This is a genomic window from Methylobacterium sp. V23, from assembly GCF_002917135.1.
GTDB lineage: Bacteria > Pseudomonadota > Alphaproteobacteria > Rhizobiales > Beijerinckiaceae > Methylobacterium.
The window spans coordinates 1-20,042 of the sequence record NZ_PDHT01000014.1 but is presented as its reverse complement, the minus strand read 5'-3'; the positions used below and the strand labels follow the sequence as shown (position 1 = coordinate 20,042).

Genomic DNA, 20,042 nt, shown 5'->3' with positions numbered 1-20,042 from the left:
TCAGCGCTTGCGGTCGTTCCCGGCTTCGAGCTGCGCCTTCAGCGCGGCGAGCTTGGCGAACGGCGAATCCGGATCCGGAGCCCGCTCGCGTCGCTGCGGACGCGGCTCGTCCCGGGGCGCAGCCCGCGGTTCGTCTCGACGCTCGGGTCGCGTACGGCCTGGCTCGAAGCGTTCGCGGCGCTGCGGCCGCCCCCCATCCGGACGTCCCTCGCCGGGACCACCGCGGCGTCCCCCCTCGGGCCGGTCGCCGGCCAGGCCACCGCGCGGACGGTCACGGCCCTCGCCAGTCCCACCGCCCGGGCGGCGTTGGTCGGGGCGTGCCTCACCCGCGGCACGATTCGGGGCGCCGCCGTCACGGCCCTGGCTGCGCGGACGATTCTGGCGCGGGTTGGCATGGCGCTGGTGACGCTGAAGCCGCCAGACTTCGACCGTCGCGACCTCGGCCGTAGGAGCTTCCGACGGCGTTTCGCCGTCAGTAGACTCGGCCGAAACCTCCGTGGCGGTCGCTTCCGGCTGAGCAGCTACGGCCTCCTCCGGCGGATGCTCCGTCGCCTCGGCGACGGCTGCAGCGTCGGCCACGGGCTGCGGTGCGACCTCCTCTGCTGAGTCGACCGCACTTTCCTGGGTGGAGCTCTCCTCGGGCAAGTTCGCCGGCGTGGCGCTGTCCTCGACGGCATCCTCGGGTGCACCGGCGGCGACGGAATCCTCAGTCGAGCCCGGCGCGAGCGCCGGCTCGGTCATCTCGGCGGATGCCGCGCTCTCGTCGGCCGGAGCCGTGTCGGTCACGCTGTCGGATGCCGTCTCGCCTGCGGCCTCGGCCGGGGCATTCTCGGCGGTCGCCGGATCGGCGTCGGCCGCCGTCTCGGAAATGGTGGGGTCGGTGCTCGCAGCGGCGGGCACGATGGGCTGGGTTGGTGCCGCCGGGAGCAGCGGCACGGTGATCGCCGGGCCCGGGCGCGTCTCCGAGGCGTAACCGAGGGATTTGAGGATCGAGGCGAAATCCTCGCCGGAGCAGCCGACCAGGGAGGTCATGCCCACCGTCGCCACGAAGGCGTCTCCGTCGGCGGTGCCTACCGGAGCCTCACCCGGCGTGGTGCCGGGGCGATAGGCGATGGCCGGCCGGATCAGGTCGGCGAGACGCTCGAGGATGTCGACGCGCACGGCGCGCTCGCCGCAGACCCGGAAGCCGGCGGCGCGGTACAGACCCTTGGCGATCTCGGGATCGACCTTGATCGAGGTGCGGCCGGAGCTCGCCAGATGGGCAATCTCGTCGAGGCCGCGCTGGTCGAGGCCGCCATTCTTCAGGGCCCAGAGCTGGGCCGCGAGGGTGCGGGGCGCGGGCTTCAACAGGGCCGGCAGGAAGATGTGGTAGGCGCCGAAGCGGACACCGTGACGGCGCAACGCGCCGCGGCCCTCCTGGTCGAGGGTGCGCATCTCCTGCATCACCTTGGCGCGCTCCAGCACGCCCAGGGCTTCCACCACCTGGAAGCCGATGCCCTTGGCCAGACCGGTGAGGTCCGCCGCGGTTTCGATTTCCATGAGCGGCCCGAGGAGGCGCACCACGTAGGCCTTGAGCCAGGCGACGAGCCGGGCTTCGACCTTGTCGCGCGCCGGGCCGGTCAGCTGCTCGTCGGCCAGCAGGCGGACATGCGGCTCGAACAGCTTGTCGCCGGGCGTCAGCTTGGCGACCGGGTCGCCCGTCCAGCGGATGACGCCGTCATGGCTCAGCACCAGGGAGGCGTCGGCAGCCGACGAGAACCGCTCGGCGCGGGCCTCGATCTCGCCGCCGAGTGCCTTTTCGGCCGCGGAGCGCAGGGTCTTGGCCTCATGTCCTTCCGCACCGGGATCCGGAACGAACTGGAAGCCATGCAGATGGCCGACATGCTGGCCCTCGACGGTGACGTCCCCGCCGGCGGTGATCTCAGCTTCCAACATCGTATTCTCTCTCAGGCGCCGCATCAGGACGCTGGTGCGCCGATCGACGAAACGGCTCGCGAGGCGTTCGTGCAGGGCGTCGGACAACCTGTCCTCTACCCGACGCGTCTCGCCCTGCCAATGCACCGGATCAATCAGCCAGTCCGGACGGTTCGCCACGAAGGTCCAGGTCCGTCCCTGCGCGATGCGCTGGGAGAGCGCGTCGATGTCGCCGTCGGTGCGGTCGATCATGGCGACGTGCTTCGCGAACCAGTCGTCGGGGATGCGCCCCGCCATCCCGCGCATGAGGAAGCGGTAGAGCTGGGCGACGAGGTCGGCATGGGTCTGCGGATGCACCTTGCGGTAGTCCGGCACGCCGCAGACGTCCCAGAGCCGGCGGACATGGGCCGGCCGGTTCGCGAGGTCGCGGATATCGTCCTCGCGCATCAGAATTTCGAGAGCGGACTGGTCCTCGCCCATGGGAGCGCGGGTCAGGCCCTTCTCCCGCGGGTGCTCGTCCAGACTCTCCTGCAGCGCCTTCAGGGAGGAGAAGTCGAGGTCGGGATTACGCCATTGCAGGACGCGCAGGGGCTCGAAGTCGTGGGTCTCCAGCGCCTCGATCATCTCGGGCTCGAAGGGCGCGCACCGGCCGGTGGAGCCGAAGGTACCGTCCGACAGGTGGCGCCCGGCGCGGCCGGCGATCTGCCCCATCTCGGGCGGGGTCAGCTTGCGGAAGCGGGTGCCGTCGTATTTCCAGTTCGCCGCGAAGGCGACGTGGTCCACGTCGAGGTTAAGGCCCATGCCGACTGCGTCGGTGGCGATGAGGTAATCGACGTCGCCGGACTGGTAGAGCTCCACCTGCGCGTTGCGGGTCCTGGGCGAGAGTGCGCCGAGCACCACCGCCGCGCCGCCGCGCTGGCGCCGGATCAGCTCCGCGATCGCGTAGACCTCCTCGGCCGAGAAGGCGACAATGGCCGAGCGTCGGGGCAGGCGACCGAGCTTCTTCTCGCCCGCGAAGGTGAGTTGCGACAGGCGCGGCCGCGTCGTGGTGTGGACGCCGGGAATCAACGACTGCACCAGGGGCAGCATGGTCGAGGAGCCGATGAGCAGGGTCTCTTCGCGCCCACGCTGGTGCAGCAGGCGATCCGTGAAGACATGGCCGCGGTCCATGTCGGCGGCGAGCTGAATCTCGTCGATCGCCACGAAGGCGACGTCGAGGTCGCGCGGCATCGCCTCGATGGTGGAGATCCAGTAGCGCGGCCGGTCCGGCTTGATCTTCTCCTCGCCGGTGACGAGGGCGACCTTGTCGACCCCGACCTTCGCGACGACGCGCAGGTAGACCTCCCGCGCGAGCAGCCGGAGGGGCAGGCCGATCATGCCCGTCGGATGGGCGAGCATGCGCTCGATGGCCAGATGGGTCTTGCCGGTATTGGTCGGCCCGAGCACCGCCGTGACGCCGCGTGCGCGGGCCTGCGGGGAGAGGGAAGGGCGGATCATGAGGTGGGGGCGGTCCCTTCGGCGAGGCCGGCAGGCTCAGGAACGGGGGAGACCGCCGCGGCGCCGTCAGGGTCGGCGCTGCCGTGGCGGCTGCGCCTCATATGGGTCGCCATAGCCCCGCCTGCCATCCCGCGGCGGCATGCCGGGTACGCCGAGGCTCGGGTAAATTCCGATCTCCACGGGGGGCTGGCCCCCCTGCGGTGCGACATCGGCGCAGAGGGTGTCGGGCACCGCCGTGAGGGGGCCGCGGCGGGGTGGACGGTTCTCGATCACCTGGGCCGACGAATAGGCGTCGCCGCCACAATCCGGGCCCGTGGAGAGGCTCGACTGGGCCCTGGCCGCACCGCCCGTGAGGACGATCAGAGCGGCCAGCGCGCAGGGGCGGGTGATTCGCGTGCGTGCGAAGGGTCTCACTGGGCCAAGCTGGCCTGCGTGACGGGGGTGCCCGGCGCCGATGCGGTGGTGCTGCCCTGCTGTCCGCCGGTCTGGGTCCAGCGCGTCGCCTCGATGATGTTGGTGCCCACGGTGGTCCGGACCGCGATGCGCACCGGCAGCAGCACGCGGGTGCCCTCGACCGGCGCGAGCCAGACCGACATTTCGCGATTGTCTTCCATGAACTTCACGCCCGGCCGGTCCGGACGGTGGCCCGCGATCGGCGTGTAGCGTGCGTTGCAGACGAGGACGGGACCGCTGTAGCCGGGCTTGGCCACGCTACGGGTCTCGCCGTAGCTCAGCACGACGTCGAATCGGGTCGCGCCGTCGAAGATCGGCAGGGTCCGGTTGCAGTTGGCCGGGTCCATGGGGTCGGCGCGGCCCTGCACGGGCATCATCAGGGCGCTCGCGGGATCGATGACGCCGCGCTTGTTGGCGGGCGTGATCGGCACCCGATCGCCCATGTCGATGAGGGGCGGGGTGATCTCCGCCTGAGTGACGGTGCCGCGCGCCAGGGCCATGCGCACGGCGATGCCGGAATTGGTGGTCTTGGTGGCGATCGCGAAGGTGCTGGGCTGCGGCGCCGCCGCGATGGCACCGCTGGCGCGGGCGGAGCCCATGCCGCCCGTGACCACGCCGGCGAGGCCCGTGAGGCGCGCCGAGACATCCACCCGATAGCCGGACCCTTCGAAGGCGCCGGCCACCTGCGCGTTGCCGATGGTGAGGCCGGCCAGGGCGATGTCGTAGTCCACGGTGACGGCGGCAGCCGTCTTGGAGGCCGTCCGGGCCGTCTTGGAACGTGCCTCCACCGAAGGCGCGGTCAGCAGGGCCGCGAGCGTCAGCAGGCTGGCGCCGAGGAGGGAGAACGGGGCGGGGCGCTTGCGGGTGCCGCACATGTTTGGGGACTCGGGGTTGGCTGTCGATCGCCGGTCGAACGGGCCGGAGACATCTCGCCGGCATCGTCCGTCCTCATGGTTAACACATCGTTTGGGGCCGGACAGTCAGGCTTGCTTGCCCCTTGCCTGCCACTGGTCCGCCGGCCCGCGAAACGGCGCAAAAGATCGCCTCGGACCTTGACGCCACGGGGTACAGTCCCCTATAGGCTCGCGCCTTCAATGAGAACGCCGCTCCACCGGGCCTGGCGTGCGAGAAGCCGTTTGCCGCGACGCGGTTCTGGTTTCCCGCCAGCCTGTCGGACACGCGGAACGAGACGGGAAATAGAACAATGTCGCGCCGTTGCGAACTCACGGGCAAAGCCGTGCAGACCGGCCACCTCGTGAGCCACTCGAACCGCAAGACCAAGTGCCGGTTCCTGCCGAACCTGTGCCAGGTCACGCTGCAGTCGGACGCGCTGAAGCGCCGGGTCCGCCTGCGCGTCACCGCGCACGCCCTGCGCTCGGTCGAGCACCGCGGTGGCCTCGACGCGTTCCTGATCAAGGCCCGCGAGATCGAGCTGTCGCAGACGGCCCGCCTCCTCAAGCGCGAGCTGCACAAGAAGCTCGCCGAGGTCGAGACCCCCGCCGCCGCCTGAGGCCTCCGCGGGATCGAATCGCTCCGGTACGTACCGCCGCCGATCCCCCGCAACGCCTTCATCCAGGTTCCCGAACGGTCGCCGCACGCTTAGCGCGTACGGCGACCGTTCGCGTTGGAGCACCGGTCCGCCGTCGATGACCGTCCTGTCGCTCGTTACCCCGATCTTCGGGCTGATCCTGGTCGGCTGGATCGCGGCCCTGGCTGGCTTCCTGTCCGACAAGGTCAGCGACGGCTTGTCGGAATACGTCTTCTCCATCGCCGTCCCGGCCCTCATCCTGGCGACGCTGACGCGCCCGGGTTTGACCGGCGAGATCACGCCGTCCTACTGGTTCAGCTACTTCGGTGGCGCCGGGCTGTCCTGGCTGATCGGCTCGCTTCTCAGCCTGCGCCGCGAGGGCGTGGAGCGGCGCGGTGCGATCCTGCACGGCTTCGCCGCCAGCCAATCGAACACCGTCTTCATCGGCGTGCCCATGATCCTCCAGGCCTATGGTGAGGAGGGGGCCTTCCCGCTCTTCATGCTGCTGGCGGTGCATCTGCCCCTGATGATGGGCTGTGCCACCTTCCTGATCGAGGCGGATGGGCAGGCGTCGATCCTCAGGCGCCTGCGCGGACTGGCGCTGGTTCTCCTGCGCAACCCCATCTTCCTGGCGCTCATCGCCGGCCTCGCCCTCAAAGGGCTCGGGCTCGCCCCCACCGGTGTGGTCAAGTCCCTGGTCGATGCCCTGGCGGGGACCGCTTCGACCTGCGCGCTCATCGCTCTCGGAGCCGGGCTCGTCCGCTACCGGGTCCTGCACGACCTGCCCAGTGCCATGGTGATCACTGGCCTGAAGCTCGTGATCCATCCCCTCGCGGTCTGGGTCCTGGCCTTCCACGTCTTCACCATGCCGCCGGCCTATGCCGGCGTGGCGACCCTGTTTGCGGCCATGCCCGTGGGGATCAATGCCTATCTGCTGGCCTCGCGCTACAAGACCGAGACCGGGGTGGTCGCCGCCGCAGTGATGCTCTCGACCCTGCTGGCGATCGTCACCACCATCGTCTGGCTCACGATCCTCGGGCACGCTTGACGATTCGGATGGGCGTTTGTACCGATCGGTACAGGTGCTGCAGCGTCCAGCGTGAACCAGGGAAATGCCGCCATGTCCGAATCGCGTCCGCCACTGCCGCCCTTCACCCGGGAGACCGCGATCCAGAAGGTGCGGGCTGCCGAGAATGGTTGGAATGGGTGTGACCCCGAGAAGGTCGCGCTGGCCTACACGCCGGACAGCCGCTGGCGGAACCGGGCCGAGTTCTTCTCCGGTCGGCCCGCCATCGTGGCCTTCCTGCAGCGCAAGTGGGCTCGCGAACTGGATTATCGCCTGATCAAGGAGATCTGGGCGCACAGCGACGATCGGATCGCGGTGCGGTTCGCCTACGAATTCCACGATGCATCCGGGCAGTGGTTTCGCGCCTACGGCAACGAGAATTGGGCCTTCGACGCGAACGGACTGATGCGCGAGCGCCATGCCAGCATCAATGATCTCGTCATCACTGAGTCCGAGCGCAGGTTTCGGTGGAACCGCGCCGCGCCGCGTCCGGAAGATCATCCGGGCCTGACGGAGCTCGGCCTCTAGGAGTCTCGGCGTGGGACAGGGCGCGGGCGCCCGGACCGCAGCCATCCCAATCCTGGCCGAGGTCTTCCGGGAGCACGGCTACGAGGGCGCCAGTCTCGCGCTCCTCGGCGCACGCACCGGCCTCGGCAAGGGAAGCCTCTATCACGCCTTCCCGGGGGGCAAGGCGGAGATGGCGGAGGCTGTCCTCACGGCGATCGCAGCGTGGTTCGAGACCCGGATCTACGCGCCGCTTCGGGAGGAGGCCGATCCCCGTGCGGGGATCACCCGGATGCTGTCGGAAACCGACGCCTATTTTCGCTCCGGCGGACGGGCCTGCCTCGTCGGCGCCTTCGCCCTCACCGAGGGACGCGATCGATTCGCTGCGCGCATCGCCGGATACTTCGTGGCCTGGCGTACCGCCCTGGCCATTGCCCTGAGGCAGGTCGGTCACGGCCCGGAGGCAGCGGCTGACCTCGCCGAGGAGGCCGTCGCGGCGATCCAGGGGGGGCTCGTCTTGGCGCGGGCCCTGGACGAGCCTGCGGCCTTCGGTCGAACCCTGGAGCGTCTGCGGCGGCGCCTGATCCCCGACCCCTGAATCCGGCGGCCCTGCTGTCGGGCCGCCGGCCGGGATTGCGGATCAGTTGCCGGGGGTCAGTTTCAGGATCTTGCCGTCCGCGCCCTCGGTCACGGCATAGACCGCACCGTCGCTGCCGACCCGAACGTCCCGGATGCGGGCCTGCAGGGGAATGCGCTCCTCGGTCACGACCTTGTCGCCGTCGAGCTTCACCGCGACGATGCCCTCGCTGACGAGTCCACCGATGAGGAAGGCATCCTTCCAGGCCGGGAAGGCGTCGCCGGTGTAGAGGGCCATTCCCGAAGGCCCGATCACCGGGTCCCAGTAATAGACCGGCTGTGCGGTTCCGCCCGCCTGTGTCTTGCCCTCGCCGATCTTCTCGCCGCTGTATTCCAGGCCGTAGGTGACCTCGGGCCAGCCGTAATTGACGCCCGGGCGGGGCCGGTTGAGTTCATCGCCGCCCTTCGGGCCGTGCTCGGCGGTCCAGAGCCGGCCCTGCGGGTCGAGGGCGGCCGCCTGGACGTTCCGGTGTCCGTAGGACCAGATCTCGGGCTTGGCCTTCTCGCCGCCCGAGAACGGGTTATCCTTGGGCGCATTCCCGTCGGTGTCGATGCGGAACACCTTGCCGAGGCCGCTGGAGAGATCCTGCGCCTGGACGCGGGTGACCTTGTCGGAGCGCTCGCCCACCGTGACGAACAGCTTGCCGTCGGGCGCGAACACGAGGCGTGAGCCGAAATGCTTGTCGCCGTCATAGGTGGGCATCTGTCGGAAGATCACCTTGACCTCGTCGAGCCGAGCGACGCCGTTCTCCTCGATCAGCTTGGCACGGAGCACGCTGGTGCCGTTGCCCTTCTCGCGCGGCTCCGAATAGCTGAGATAGATTCGCCGGTCCGCCGGGAAGCTCGGGCTGAGGGCGACATCGAGCAGACCGCCCTGACCCCGTGCGTCGACCTTCGGCACCCCCGGAATCGCCGGACCGGGAGTCCCGTCCTTGGCGACGATCCGCAGCTTGCCGGCCTTCTCGGTCACGAGCATCCGGCCGTCCGGCAGGAACTCCATCGCCCAGGGACTGTCGAGGCCCTTGGCCACCACCTCGGTCTTCACCTGCGTGGCGACTTCGGGCTTCGGAGCCCGAGTCTGGTTCGGCAGGAGCGGTTTGTAAGGCGCGTTCGGCGCTTCCGTCTCCGCCGGGCTGTTGCCGGCGGCTGCGCTCGTGGGGGCCGCGAAGGCATCGCCGCCCACCCGGGGCTGCCTGGGTTCGGTCCCTGCCGATTCCTGCGCATGGACGGCCGTGCCGAGGCTGAGGAGGGCTGCGGTGGCGAGCAGGCGATAGGGGGTGCGCTTCACGTCGGGTGTTCCTCCATGCCGGTCGCGGGACCGGCTTCGGATCGAGCCCCGTCGGCCGGCCGAGCGGCCCGCCGGGGCAGGGACGAGAGGGACATGGGGCGACGGACACGCTTTGACGAGGGTTGGGTCAATGGGGATCACCCGAGCGGGACCGGCGAGGGGCCGTGGACAATGCTTGTTCCGGAGGGAGGTCAGCCCCGCTTACGGTGCAGGATGCCTTGACCGTTCCCCATGGCATCGCCAAGTCTGGTCGACAGCGCACAGTCTCGCGGTGCGATGACGGCGAAGAGGTGGTTCCGCAGGCGCGGTACCGGAAAGGAAGTTTCCCCATGGCGACGGTGAAAGTGACCGACGCGAGCTTCGAGCAGGACGTTCTCCAGTCCGCGGAGCCGGTCGTAGTGGATTTCTGGGCCGAGTGGTGCGGTCCCTGCCGCCAGATCGGCCCGGCTCTCGAGGAGATCTCGGCCGATCTCCAGGGCAAGGTGAAGATCGCGAAGGTCAACGTCGACGAGAACCCGGGAATCGCCGCCCAGTACGGCATCCGGTCGATCCCCACGCTGCTGATCTTCAAGGACGGCCAGCTCGCGAGCCAGAAGGTCGGCGCAGCGCCCAAGGGCGATCTGTCCCGCTGGATCCAGGCCAGCGCCTGAGTCACCCGGCTTGCGAGGTCGCCGACACGGCGGTCTCGGTTTGGGTCTGAGAAGGAAAAAGCCCGGCGTGATGCCGGGCTTTTTCGTGGGCGGAGATTCCGCCTGCATGTGCGTTCGCGCCTTGCCGCATGAGGCACCAAACGGAAGAAGCCCGGCCTGGCGGCCGGGCTTCTCCGTTTCGAGACCCGTAATGTCGGCTTAGTACGAGCCGAACTTGTAGTTCAGGCCGGCGCGGACGACGGCGAACTCGGTGTTGCGCACCTGGGTGCCGCCGCTGACCAGGACGACGCCCGGGCTGGCGGTGGTGATGACGGCGCCGGCGTTGTTGATGGCGAAGGCGCCGTTGTTGCGGTTGCCCTGGTCGAGGTTCACGTACAGACCTTCGACCTTCAGCGTGACAGCCGAAGAGCGGAAGAAGTTCAGGAACGAGTCGGTGGGGAGCGCGTACTCGATACCACCGCCAGCGGCCCAGCCGGTCTGGAAGTCGTCACGGCTGCGGTTCGGCAGACCGAAGTCGCGGCCGCCGCCCGAACCGTAGGCGAAGCCGCCGGTGCCGTAGAACAGGACGCGGTCGAAGGCGTAGCCGAGACGACCACGGACGGTGCCGAAGTAGTCGAGGCCCGAGATGCCGGCCGGGTTGAAGACCTGCTGGGCAGCCAGCGGGCCGGTGGCCGCGAAGCGGTTCCGCTCACGACCGAAGTCGACGTACTGGGCGTCGGCTTCGATACCGACGACCACGCCCGAGCCCGGGGTGAACTGGTAGTTGTAGCCGACCTGGCCGCCGCCGACGAAGCCGTCGTTGCTCTGGCCGTTGCTGAAGGCGATGGCGGCCGTGGTGCCCGGCAGGACCAGGGTGCTGGCGCCGTTGACGCCGATGACGGTCGGCTGGCTGTTGCTGGAGGCGTCGAAGCCGTAACCGGCGTTGAAACCGGCGTAGAAGCCGGTCCAGGTGAACACCGGCACCGGCACGAACACCGGCGGCGCAGCGCGACGCGGAAGGTCAGCGGCCGAGGCAGCTGCAGTGAGGGCCGTGAAGGCCGCGAAAGACGTAAGAAGCTTTTTCATTATTTGATCCCCAGCGATATGCCCGATCGATGGAGAACCTACTGCAGTTTCCACAGCCAAGATGTAGCGCCAGGGTCACACAGCAGAGCTGACGTGGTCGTGATCGAACCCCGAAAAGTGAAGGAAAATCAGATGGGAGAAATCAGATGGGAGGAGTCCCGTTCGCGGTGAGGACAGCACCCACCAAGTAGAGCGAACCGCAGATGAGGATGCGTGGCGGCTGCTCGAACGCGATATCGGCCAAGCTCTCGAGCGCGGCCTCCACGCTCGGCGCCGTCTGCGCGTTCAGACCGACATCCGTCGCGATGCTTGCGACCTCGTCCGCGGGTCTGGCCGCCATCTGCCCGGCGATCGGAACCGCGATGAGCACCCGCGTCAGACCGATGAAATTGCGCAGGAAGCCTTCCGCGTCCTTGGTGCCCAGCAGCCCGACGATGAGGACCAGCGGCACGTCCGAGCGCTCGCCGAGATCCGCCATGGCGGCGGCAAGGATGCGCCCGCCGTCGATGTTGTGGCCGCCGTCGAGCCAGAGCTCGGCGCCCTGCGGCACGAGGTCGGACAGGCGCCCGCGGTTCAAGCGCTGCAGGCGCCCGGGCCACTCGACGGTGTTGAGACCGGCCTCGATGGCCGCGGTGCCGATATCGCCGAAGCCGGCCGCGCGCAGGGCCGCGATCGCCGTGCTCGCGTTGGTGAACTGATGCCGGCCGTTCAGGCGCGGCTTCGGCAGGTCGAACAGGTCGAGATCGTCCTGATAGACGAGGCGCCCGCGCTCGGCATGCACCGAGAAGTCCTGGTTGCCGACGCGGATCGGCGTGGCCCCGGCGGCCTCGGCGAGGCGGCAGAGCACCGAATCGGCCTCGGCGTAGTCCTGTGCGGCGATGATCGCCGGGCAGCCCTTCTTGAAGATCCCGGCCTTCTCCGTGGCCACGGCCTCGACGGTGTCGCCGAGGTATTCCGCGTGGTCGCGCCCGATCGGCGTCACCACCGCGGCTGCGGGATTGTCGATCACGTTCGTGGCGTCCACCCGGCCGCCGAGGCCGACCTCCAGGAGCAACACGTCCGCGGGCTGCTCGGAGAACAGCAACAGGGCGGCCGCCGTCGTGATCTCGAACACCGTGATCGGCTCGCCCTCGTTGGCGGCCTCGCAGCGGGCGAAGGCATCGGCGAGCTGGTCCTCGGGCACGAAGTGCCCGCCGCCGATCGCGCCGATGCGGATGCGCTCATGGAAGCGCACGAGATGGGGCGAGGTGTAGACGTGGGCCGCCAGCCCCGCCGCCTCGAGGATCGCCCGCATGAAGGCGATGGTCGAGCCCTTCCCGTTGGTCCCGGCGACGTGGATCACCGGCGGAAGCTTGTGCTCGGGATGTCCGAGCCGGGCAAGCAGGCGCTCGATCCGCCCGAGCGACAGGTCGATCGTGCGCGGGTGGAGGGCGAGGAAGCGCGCCATCAGCGCGTCGGAGGAATCCATGATCGAACGTCGTGTCGCGAAGGGGAGGGGGCGGGGTGTGGCGCCTCAGGCGGGCTCCGGGACCGGAGCGGCCGTCCGGGTCGGCTGTGCTCCGGGCTCCTGGTTCATGAGCAGACCGCACAGGTTGGCGATCGTGTCCTTGAGGGCGTGCCGGTGCACGACCTGATCGACCATGCCGTGGTCGCGCAGGTATTCCGCGCGCTGGAAGCCGTCGGGCAGCTTTTCGCGGATCGTCTGCTCGATGACGCGGGGGCCGGCAAAGCAGATCAGCGCACCGGGCTCGGCGAGATGGACGTCGCCCAGCATGGCGTAGGAGGCGGTGACGCCGCCGGTCGTCGGATTGGAGAGCACGACGATGTACGGGAGCTTGGCCGCGTTGAGCCGGCGCACCGCCACGGTGGTGCGGGGCATCTGCATCAGCGAGAGAATGCCCTCCTGCATGCGGGCGCCGCCGGAGGCGGAGAACAGGACGTAGGGGGTCCGCTTGTCGAGCGCCGTCTCGGCGCCGCGCACGAAGGCTTCGCCGGCCGCCATGCCGAGTGACCCGGCCATGAAGGCGAAGTCCTGCACCGCCAGCGTCATCGGCAGGCCGGAGACCCGGCCGAAGCCGACCTTGAAGGCGTCGGCCATTCCGGTCTTGGCCCGGGCGTCCTTCAGCCGATCGACGTAGCGCTTCTCGTCGCGGAACTTGAGGGGGTCCGCGGCGACCTCCGGCAGGGGAACGTCGATCCAGGTGCCCTCGTCGAACATCATCTTGAGGCGCGCCTGGGCGCTCATCTTCAGATGGTGCTCGGAACCCGGGATGACCCAATGGTTGCTCTCCACCTCCTTGTGGAAGACCATCTGACCCGTGTCGGGACATTTGACCCAGAGGTTTTCCGGGGTCTCGCGCTTGAACAGGGTCTTGATCTTGGGGCGAACAACCTCCGAGATCCAGTTCATCGGTTCAACCATCATGCGACGGCGTCCTTGTGCGGGTTCGAAGCGAGCGAGCCGGAAGGTCTCTGCAAATTGCGTCAGGCGCGGGGCGAGGAGCGAACGCCCTCGGCCAACTCGCGCACTAGGGCGCTGACGGCCTCGACCGTGCCGCCCTTCGACGCGCCCTCTGCGTCGAGGGTCGCCCGCATGGCATCGACCAGGGCCGAGCCGACCACCACTCCGTCGGCGCCGCGCGCGATCGCGGCGGCATCCGCGCCGGTGCGCACGCCGAAGCCCACCACGATCGGCAGGTCGGTGTGGCGGCGGATCCGGCCCACGGCTTCGGCAACCCGGTCGAAGTTCGGCTTGGCCGTTCCGGTGATACCCGTGATCGAGACGTAGTAGACGAAGCCCGCCGTGTTCGCGAGGACGGCCGGGAGGCGCTTCTCGTCGGTGGTCGGTGTGGCGAGCCGGATAAAGGCCAATCCCTTGTCGAGCGTCGGCAGGCAGAGCTCGTCGTCCTCCTCCGGCGGAAGGTCGACGATGATCAGACCATCGATGCCGGCCGCGAGGGCATCGTCCAGGAAGCGCACGACACCGTAGGCATGGATGGGGTTGTAGTATCCCATCAGGATCACCGGCGTCTCGGCATTGCCTTCGCGGAAGCGCCGGACGAGGTCGAGAGTCCGCACCACGCCCTGTCCGTGCCTGAGCGCGCGCAGGCCGGCCGCCTGGATCGCCGGACCGTCGGCCATGGGATCGGTGAAGGGCAGTCCGAACTCGACGATGTCGGCCCCCGAGGCCGGCAGGGCCTGAAGCACCTTCAGGGAGGTCTCGGCATCCGGGTCGCCGGCCATGACGTAGGTGACCAGCGCCGCGCGCTTCTCGGCGCGGCAGCGCGCGAAGGTGGCGGCGATCCGCGCCTGACCGGGATTTGCCGAACTCGTAGCCGTCATGACACTCACGTCTCGCGTTCCTCGGAGCCGCCGGGGGCGCGGCCCGGGATCAAGCCGCCGCGCCTACACCATCGCGACCGGCCCGTGAAGCGTGCGGCACGTCGCGTCAATCCCAGGGGCGTCCGGCAACGAACCTTTAACAGCCTTTCGAAAGCCGGCCTTCAACCTCGGGCGGCATGGTCGAAGCCCAGCGGGGTCCCGACCCGCCAGGGGCTGGCTGTATGACTCTGCCCGACATCGTCCTCGTCGTCCTCCCGGCCGGCCTCGCGTTCCTGGCAGGCTGGCTCCTGCGCGCGCGCACCCGTCAGCCCATGGTCGGCCTCCAGCCGATGGGGAAGGAGGGGGCGCGCACCGAGCAGCTGGAGGACCGGATCTGGCGCCTCTCCGAGAGCGAGGAGCGCTACCGGGCCCTGGTGGAAGCCACGACGGAGATCATCGTCCAGCAGGATTCCCAGGGCCGGATCACCTTCGCCAACGAGGGCTTCGGTCGCCTCGTCGGAGCCGCGCCCCTGTCGCTTCTCGGCACGGCCCGCCAGCCGGAGGTGCTGGAGACCGGTGAGATCGTGCGGCAGGCGAACGGCGTCCGCCGGATCGAGATGCGGCTCGCCCCGGCTTCGGGGACGCCACGCTGGTACGCCTTCATCGAGATGCCGGTGCCGGGCAGCAATGGCGAAACCCAGTGGCTGCGCGCCGGCGCCGACATCACCGAGCGGGTCGAATCCGCCCGCTCCCTGGACGAGGCTCTCAACCGGGCCGAGGCGGCCAACGTCGCCAAGTCGCGCTTCCTCGCCACCGTGAGCCACGAGTTCCGTACGCCGCTGAACGGGATTCTCGGCATGGCCGACCTCGTCCTCGAGACCGGGCTCGATCCGGAGCAGCGCACCTACGTCGAGGCCATCGGCACCTCGGGCAAGGCGTTGCTGACCCTGATCGACGGCATTCTCGACTTCTCGCGGATCGAGGCCGGACGCCTCGACCTCGCCGCCGAACCCTTCGATCCGGCCGAGATCGCCGAGGGCGTCGTGGAATTGCTGGCGCCCCGGGCCCAGGACAAGGGGATCGAGATCGCGGTCGACGTCGCCGACGATGTCCCGCGTTTCGTGATCGGTGATGCGGACCGGGTCCGGCAGATCCTCGTGAACCTCGCCGGCAACGCCATCAAGTTCACGGGGACCGGTGGCGTCGGGGTCGAACTGACCCACGGTGACGGTCATCTGCGCATCGCCATCTCGGATACGGGTCCGGGCATCCCGGAGGATCGCATCCCGCGCCTGTTCGAGGAATTCGAGCAAGGCGACGACAGTGCGAGCCGCCGGCACGAGGGGACCGGGCTCGGCCTCGCCATCACGCGCCGACTCGTCACCCGAATGGGTGGCCATGTCGCGGCGACGTCGCGCCTCGGCACGGGCAGCACCTTCACCGTCGCCCTCCCGCTCGGCATCGCCGAGGCGGAGCGGGAGCGCCCGCCCAGCCTCGCTGGGCGTAGAGTTCTCATCGTTGCGGCTTCGCCGTTCCAGGCGCCCTACCTCGCGCGCCGGCTGACGCGGTCCGGGGCCTCCGCCCTGGTGGTGCCGGACCTCGCGGCGGGGCTCGCGGCGCTGCCGGGGGCAGCCTTCGACGCCCTGCTGGCGGATCGCACGCTCGGGGACGCCGCCGTGCGAAGCCTCTCCGGGGAGGCGCGGCGTCACGGCGTGCGCTGCTGCCTGGTGCTGCTCTCACCCTTCGATCGACGCGATTTCGGCGCGCCAGCCGCGTCCGGGTTCGACAGCTACCTCGTGAAGCCGGTACGCGCGCGTTCGCTGTTCGATCGACTGCTCGCGCCGTCCTCTCCCCGGAGCGAGCGCCCGGCGCCGTTGGAGGCGATCCCGCATCCGGATCTTCTTCGCGCGGAGCCGCAGACGCCGCGCACCGCGATCGCCACCGGACCGCGCGTGCTCCTGGCCGAGGACAACCCGATCAACGCCTTGCTGGCGACCAAGGCCCTGGAGCGCCTCGGAGCGATCGTCGTCCTGGCGCGGGATGGGGAGGAAGCGCTCGCCCGCATCCGCGAGGCGTCCGACGCGGTGCCCTTCGACCTCGCCCTCCTGGACATCCGCATGCCCGGCCTCGACGGGCTCGAGACCGCCCGACGGATTCGGGCCGGCGAGAGCGGAGTGCACGCGTCCGCCCTCCGGCTCGTCGCGCTCACCGCCAATGCGGGCCGCGACGACGAGCGTGAGGCCCGAGCGGCCGGCTTCGATCATTTTCTCGCCAAGCCCCTGGATCTGCAGGCCCTACCGGACTTGCTGGCCCGTCGTGCGGCGGCCGCATGAGCGTTGACACGCCGGTTCTCCCGCGCGAACACCGCGCCATGGCCGATGACCTGATTTCCGATGCGCCGACGCGCAACCATGACCGCCGCGTCGCCTGGGGCGTGGTCGCCCTCACGGCCGCGACGGTGCTGATCGGAGCCGCCATACCGGCGCCGTCGCACCCCAAGGCGCGCGTCGCGCCGAGCGAGGACACGGCCTGCGCCGAGTGGGGCGACGGCTGTCGCGTCTGCCAGCGCGGCGAGGGGGGCATCCATTGCTCCCTGCCGGGGATCGCCTGCGTGGCGAAGGAACAGAGTTGCCTGCGCCGCGTCGGCGGCTGATCGAACGACGGTCTGGAGGGGTCCGTCGGTGAAGGCCCCGATATTCCGCTTCGCCCCCAGCCCGAACGGCCGCCTGCATCTCGGACATGCGGCCTGCGTCCTCCTGAACGACGCCCTCGCGCGGGGTACCGGCGGCCGCTTGCTGCTGCGGATCGAGGATATCGATCCGGTCCGGTCGCGCCCGGAGCTGATCCAGGGGCTCCGCGATGACCTCACCTGGTTGGGCTTGCGGTTCGCGTCCCCGGAGCGCCGCCAATCCGAGCATTTCGACGCCTACTGGCGTCAGGTCTCCGCCTTGGCCCAGCGCGGCCTGGCTTATCCATGCTTCTGCTCGCGCGGCGTGATCGCCGCGGCGGTGGGGGCCGGGTCTGCCGACGGCGGCACGCCGGTACACCGTGACCCCGATGGAGTGCCGCTCTATCCGGGCACCTGCCGGGCCCTGCCCAGGGGCGTCGCCGATGCGCGACGGGCCGCCGGAGAACCGCACACCTGGCGGCTCGATACGGCCAGGGCCCTGGCCGCAGCGCCCGGCCCGCACAGGGTGCGCGCCTTCGCCGTCGCGGCGGGGGAGGGGAGGGGGCCTGTCCGCAAAATCGAGACCGAATGGGACGAGGCTGCCGATCCAGCACGCTGGGGGGATCCGGTTATCGCCCGTCGCGACGTGCCGACGAGCTATCACCTCGCCGTCGTGATGGACGATGCCCTCCAGGGCATCACCCACGTGGTCCGCGGCGCGGACCTGCGCGCCAGCACCGACCTGCACGTCCTTCTGCAGGCCCTGATCGAGGCGCCGTCACCGCGCTACCATCACCATGACCTGCTGCTGGACGCCTCGGGCGAGAAGCTCGCGAAATCCCGCGGCTCGCAATCCCTCGCCGACCTGCGCGCGTCCGGCGAGAGCCCGGCGGACATACGGACCCGCCTCGGACTCGCCTGAACGTCGGCGATCAGCCCAGGGACGCAGCCGGCATCGAGAACCCGAACGCAGGGGCGCGGATCAGCGCATCGCGTCGCGCTGGGCCATGGCGGAGGCCGTGCGCGACTTCTGCATCGTGCCCTCGATCTGCTCGCGTTGGCGGGTGAATTCCGCGAGCATCCGCCCGTCGAGTTCGCGCCCGCGAGGGACGCGGATCTTCATCGGGTCGACGAAGTGCCCGTTGATGATGACCTCGTAGTGGAGGTGGGCGCCGGTGGAGAGGCCGGTCGAGCCGACATAGCCGATCACCTGGCCTTGGCGCACCTTGGCGCCGGCGGTGACGCCGCGGGCGAAGCGGGACATGTGGTTGTAGGTCGTGACGTAGCCGTTGATGTGCTGCAGTTCCACCCGGCGGCCATAGCCGGAATCCCAATCCGCCTTCAGCACCGTCGCGTTGCCGGCCGCCACGATGGGCGTGCCGATCGGGTTCGCCCAGTCGACGCCGGTATGCAGCTTCGCGTAGCCGAGGACCGGGTGGCGCCGATAGCCGAAGCCCGAGCGCATGATGCCGTCGGCGATGGGCTTGCGGATGAGGAACTTCTTGAGCGATCGGCCCTGCTCGTCGAGGTAGTCGATCGTTCCGTCGTCGGGGGACTGGAAACGGAAGACCTTGCGGGCCTCGCCACCGAGATTGAGCGAGGCGTAGAGCAGTTCCGGACGCTCTGTGGAGCCCTGCGCACCCTCGTCGTCGAAGGTATAGAAGACGTCGAGGCTGTCGCCCTGCGAGATCCGGCGCTGGAAATCCACGTCGTAGCCGAAGATCTTGACCAGGTCGTCGACGGCACCGCGGGGCAGGTCGTGCCGGGCCGCCGTCTCGTAGAGGCTCTGATACAGGCGCGGACCCGTGCCTCCCTCCTCCTCGCCGTCCTCGGAGGCGTCCGCCACGGCCGGTGCCGTCCGCGAGGGGGCGTCCTCGGTCGGCGGCGCGACGGAGACGAAGGTGCCGCGATCGTTGATCGCCGCGATCCCCTCGATGCCGCTCTCGCCGTAGAGCACCACGCGGGTGACCTGACGCGGATCGCCGGGCCGCGGCCCTGGCGCGACCTGGACCCGGAACTGCTGACCTTCGGAGAGGTCTGCCGTCCGTGTGCGCCCGCCGAGGGCGGCCACGATCCCGCGAATCTGTTCGTCGCTGGCGCGGGCCGTGTTCTTGAGGGCGGCCTCCAGCGTCTCGCCGCGCTTGAGGGCGAGGTCGCGCTCCTCGACGAGAGGCGGCTCGGCCCCGACACCGCTCTTGGCCAGGCTGGTGACGTTCTCGGGCACCACCAGGACGTCGATGGACTTGAAGGGCGAGCCCTCGTCGCCGAGGCGCGACGCCGGATCGAAGCGCGACGCCGCCATTCCCTGCTGCAGGGTCCGCGACAGCATGATCTGGGGCGCGATCGGGATCGCGGCGCGGCGGCCCGCCTCGGCCGAGAGGCGGCGCTCCTCCTCGATCTGCGCCGCCACGTCGTCGTCGGAGAGGGCAGGGGCGCCGGGCTCGACGTCGATGCCGGCGAGATCGCGCTTGATCACGGAGACCTCGGCGCCCGGCGCATCCGCCAGGCCCGGCTCGGGTGCGCGCTCCAGGGGTTCGTCCGTGCTGAGCTTCATGGGATCGAAGCGCGGCATCTCGGTCGCGAACACGCCCGTCGTCATCGACAATGCGGTCGAGACGCGCATGAAGGGACGCACCTTGATGATCTCGCGGTCGCCCAGTCGCACCGTCACGGGCGAACGGAAGCTCTGCTTGGCCGAGGCGATCATCAGGTTCCGGACCAGCCGGTCGCTCTTGCGTGCGACATTGGCCGTGCCGTCGCTGAGGGCGGGCCGGACCGCGGTCGAGGCCCGTTCCGGAATCGCCGCGAAGGAGGCCTCGCTCTGCAGCGAGACATGGATCGCCGCGCCGATCAGGGCCGCACCGGTCAGGCCCGTGAGCGCGCTGGCACAGAGCCAGCGCAGGTTGACGTCACGCCGGTCGATCCGCGCCGCATCGGGCCCGAGAAGGTCGAGGGCCGGAAGACTGCCGTTCGGCGAACGCCCCGGGACGCGTCCCTCCGCTGGGCCGTCCCGTTCCCCGATCTTCAGACGGCCGCGCTTCACGATGAGGTTCCTGTTCTCTGACAACCGCCCGCGCGGGTTTCGCGCGCAGGGCGCCGCACAGCGGCCGGTCACGGATGTCGTGGCCCAGCATGTCGAGATTGAGGCACGTCTCGGCGCGCCTGTCACCGCAGGAGGGGAGGGCGCCCGTGACACTCGCAGCAAAGTTTTCCGCGCGCCGTCCGCGGTGAATTTTTTTCGTTTCCGGCGGTTGACGGGTTAGGGTGAGATCCGTATACCCCGGTTCATCGGCGGGCGGCCAACGGGGTTGGCGGCTTGCTTTTGCATCTCCTGACGATTTGGCGGGGTTTGGCCTGGTATTCTGGGCGGGCTTTGCTGTTTTGTTTGTGTGAATGTTGTTCTTTGACAAGTGAATCTGAGAAAGAGAAGCGTGGGCGGCGATTTTGCTCTT

General features: G+C 69.6%; 17 protein-coding genes. 8 read left to right on the top strand and 9 right to left on the bottom strand.

What is annotated here, in order from left to right:
• The 3 genes from CRT23_RS14600 to CRT23_RS14590 all read right to left on the bottom strand — a co-directional run bounded on the left by CRT23_RS14600 (position 1) and on the right by CRT23_RS14590 (position 4,739).
• Positions 1–3,411, bottom strand: coding sequence for a helicase-related protein (locus CRT23_RS14600; RefSeq protein WP_103710279.1), 3,411 nt, complete (start codon positions 3,409–3,411; stop codon positions 1–3).
• Positions 3,412–3,477: 66 nt separating this feature from the next.
• Positions 3,478–3,774 (bottom strand): hypothetical protein, encoded by a 297-nt coding sequence (locus tag CRT23_RS14595; protein ID WP_244477429.1) that lies wholly within the window; start codon positions 3,772–3,774, stop codon positions 3,478–3,480.
• 47 nt (positions 3,775–3,821) lie between these two features.
• A complete protein-coding gene (locus tag CRT23_RS14590; RefSeq protein ID WP_103710278.1) occupies positions 3,822–4,739 on the bottom strand; it encodes a DUF3108 domain-containing protein in 918 nt (305 codons plus the stop codon).
• Between the two features lie 329 nt (positions 4,740–5,068).
• Here CRT23_RS14590 and rpmB point away from each other — a divergent pair, with 329 nt between their 5' ends.
• The 4 genes from rpmB to CRT23_RS14570 all read left to right on the top strand — a co-directional run bounded on the left by rpmB (position 5,069) and on the right by CRT23_RS14570 (position 7,560).
• Positions 5,069–5,374, top strand: coding sequence for a 50S ribosomal protein L28 (rpmB, locus tag CRT23_RS14585; protein WP_055956796.1), 306 nt, complete (start codon positions 5,069–5,071; stop codon positions 5,372–5,374).
• Positions 5,375–5,510: 136 nt separating this feature from the next.
• Complete coding sequence (locus CRT23_RS14580; RefSeq protein WP_103710277.1) at positions 5,511–6,440, top strand: AEC family transporter; 930 nt, start codon at positions 5,511–5,513, stop codon at positions 6,438–6,440.
• Positions 6,441–6,512: 72 nt separating this feature from the next.
• Complete coding sequence (locus tag CRT23_RS14575) at positions 6,513–6,986, top strand: nuclear transport factor 2 family protein (protein WP_103710276.1); 474 nt, start codon at positions 6,513–6,515, stop codon at positions 6,984–6,986.
• A 10-nt stretch (positions 6,987–6,996) separates the two neighbouring features.
• Complete coding sequence (locus CRT23_RS14570; RefSeq protein WP_103710275.1) at positions 6,997–7,560, top strand: TetR/AcrR family transcriptional regulator; 564 nt, start codon at positions 6,997–6,999, stop codon at positions 7,558–7,560.
• 42 nt (positions 7,561–7,602) lie between these two features.
• On the opposite strand, the gene CRT23_RS14565 is transcribed toward CRT23_RS14570, so the two are convergent.
• Positions 7,603–8,865, bottom strand: coding sequence for a PQQ-dependent sugar dehydrogenase (locus CRT23_RS14565; RefSeq protein ID WP_245436259.1), 1,263 nt, complete (start codon positions 8,863–8,865; stop codon positions 7,603–7,605).
• A 350-nt stretch (positions 8,866–9,215) separates the two neighbouring features.
• Between CRT23_RS14565 and trxA the strand changes: the two genes are divergently transcribed.
• Positions 9,216–9,536 (top strand): thioredoxin, encoded by a 321-nt coding sequence (gene trxA / locus CRT23_RS14560; RefSeq protein ID WP_055956782.1) that lies wholly within the window; start codon positions 9,216–9,218, stop codon positions 9,534–9,536.
• A gap of 198 nt (positions 9,537–9,734) precedes the next feature.
• Here the strand turns inward: trxA and CRT23_RS14555 are convergent, their stop codons facing one another.
• The 4 genes from CRT23_RS14555 to trpA all read right to left on the bottom strand — a co-directional run bounded on the left by CRT23_RS14555 (position 9,735) and on the right by trpA (position 13,943).
• Complete coding sequence (locus tag CRT23_RS14555) at positions 9,735–10,601, bottom strand: outer membrane beta-barrel protein (protein WP_103710273.1); 867 nt, start codon at positions 10,599–10,601, stop codon at positions 9,735–9,737.
• Positions 10,602–10,743: 142 nt separating this feature from the next.
• Positions 10,744–12,069: a folylpolyglutamate synthase/dihydrofolate synthase family protein gene (locus CRT23_RS14550; protein ID WP_103710272.1), complete on the bottom strand. Its 1,326-nt coding sequence runs from the start codon at positions 12,067–12,069 to the stop codon at positions 10,744–10,746.
• 45 nt (positions 12,070–12,114) lie between these two features.
• A complete protein-coding gene (gene accD / locus CRT23_RS14545; protein ID WP_055957143.1) occupies positions 12,115–13,023 on the bottom strand; it encodes an acetyl-CoA carboxylase, carboxyltransferase subunit beta in 909 nt (302 codons plus the stop codon).
• A 62-nt stretch (positions 13,024–13,085) separates the two neighbouring features.
• Complete coding sequence (gene trpA / locus CRT23_RS14540) at positions 13,086–13,943, bottom strand: tryptophan synthase subunit alpha (protein ID WP_103710271.1); 858 nt, start codon at positions 13,941–13,943, stop codon at positions 13,086–13,088.
• 311 nt (positions 13,944–14,254) lie between these two features.
• Between trpA and CRT23_RS14535 the strand changes: the two genes are divergently transcribed.
• From CRT23_RS14535 to gluQRS, 3 genes are read left to right on the top strand one after another with little or no spacing between them, the layout of a single operon-like run.
• Entirely contained in the window at positions 14,255–16,255 is a 2,001-nt protein-coding gene (locus CRT23_RS14535; protein ID WP_245436258.1) for an ATP-binding protein, read from the top strand.
• Complete coding sequence (locus CRT23_RS14530; protein WP_245436242.1) at positions 16,252–16,575, top strand: hypothetical protein; 324 nt, start codon at positions 16,252–16,254, stop codon at positions 16,573–16,575. The genes CRT23_RS14535 and CRT23_RS14530 overlap by 4 nt, the downstream gene beginning before the upstream one ends.
• A gap of 28 nt (positions 16,576–16,603) precedes the next feature.
• Positions 16,604–17,512 carry a tRNA glutamyl-Q(34) synthetase GluQRS gene (gluQRS, locus tag CRT23_RS14525; protein ID WP_245436240.1) on the top strand — a complete coding sequence of 303 codons (909 nt, stop codon included), beginning with the start codon at positions 16,604–16,606 and terminating at the stop codon, positions 17,510–17,512.
• 60 nt (positions 17,513–17,572) lie between these two features.
• Here the strand turns inward: gluQRS and CRT23_RS14520 are convergent, their stop codons facing one another.
• On the bottom strand, positions 17,573–19,513 hold the full coding sequence (locus tag CRT23_RS14520) for a M23 family metallopeptidase (RefSeq protein WP_245436256.1): 1,941 nt from the start codon (positions 19,511–19,513) through the stop codon (positions 17,573–17,575).
• Positions 19,514–20,042: the final 529 nt, after the last annotated feature.

What these genes read in the sequence shown, in the direction of transcription:
- CRT23_RS14600 (WP_103710279.1), bottom strand. Translation starts at nt 3,411, where the DNA reads ATGATCCGCCCTTCCCTCTCCCCGCAGGCCCGCGCACGCGGCGTCACG.
- CRT23_RS14590 (WP_103710278.1), bottom strand. Translation starts at nt 4,739, where the DNA reads ATGTGCGGCACCCGCAAGCGCCCCGCCCCGTTCTCCCTCCTCGGCGCC.
- rpmB (WP_055956796.1), top strand. Translation starts at nt 5,069, where the DNA reads ATGTCGCGCCGTTGCGAACTCACGGGCAAAGCCGTGCAGACCGGCCAC.
- CRT23_RS14580 (WP_103710277.1), top strand. Translation starts at nt 5,511, where the DNA reads ATGACCGTCCTGTCGCTCGTTACCCCGATCTTCGGGCTGATCCTGGTC.
- CRT23_RS14575 (WP_103710276.1), top strand. Translation starts at nt 6,513, where the DNA reads ATGTCCGAATCGCGTCCGCCACTGCCGCCCTTCACCCGGGAGACCGCG.
- trxA (WP_055956782.1), top strand. Translation starts at nt 9,216, where the DNA reads ATGGCGACGGTGAAAGTGACCGACGCGAGCTTCGAGCAGGACGTTCTC.
- CRT23_RS14555 (WP_103710273.1), bottom strand. Translation starts at nt 10,601, where the DNA reads ATGAAAAAGCTTCTTACGTCTTTCGCGGCCTTCACGGCCCTCACTGCA.
- CRT23_RS14550 (WP_103710272.1), bottom strand. Translation starts at nt 12,069, where the DNA reads ATGGATTCCTCCGACGCGCTGATGGCGCGCTTCCTCGCCCTCCACCCG.
- accD (WP_055957143.1), bottom strand. Translation starts at nt 13,023, where the DNA reads ATGGTTGAACCGATGAACTGGATCTCGGAGGTTGTTCGCCCCAAGATC.
- trpA (WP_103710271.1), bottom strand. Translation starts at nt 13,943, where the DNA reads ATGACGGCTACGAGTTCGGCAAATCCCGGTCAGGCGCGGATCGCCGCC.
- CRT23_RS14535 (WP_245436258.1), top strand. Translation starts at nt 14,255, where the DNA reads ATGGTCGGCCTCCAGCCGATGGGGAAGGAGGGGGCGCGCACCGAGCAG.
- CRT23_RS14530 (WP_245436242.1), top strand. Translation starts at nt 16,252, where the DNA reads ATGAGCGTTGACACGCCGGTTCTCCCGCGCGAACACCGCGCCATGGCC.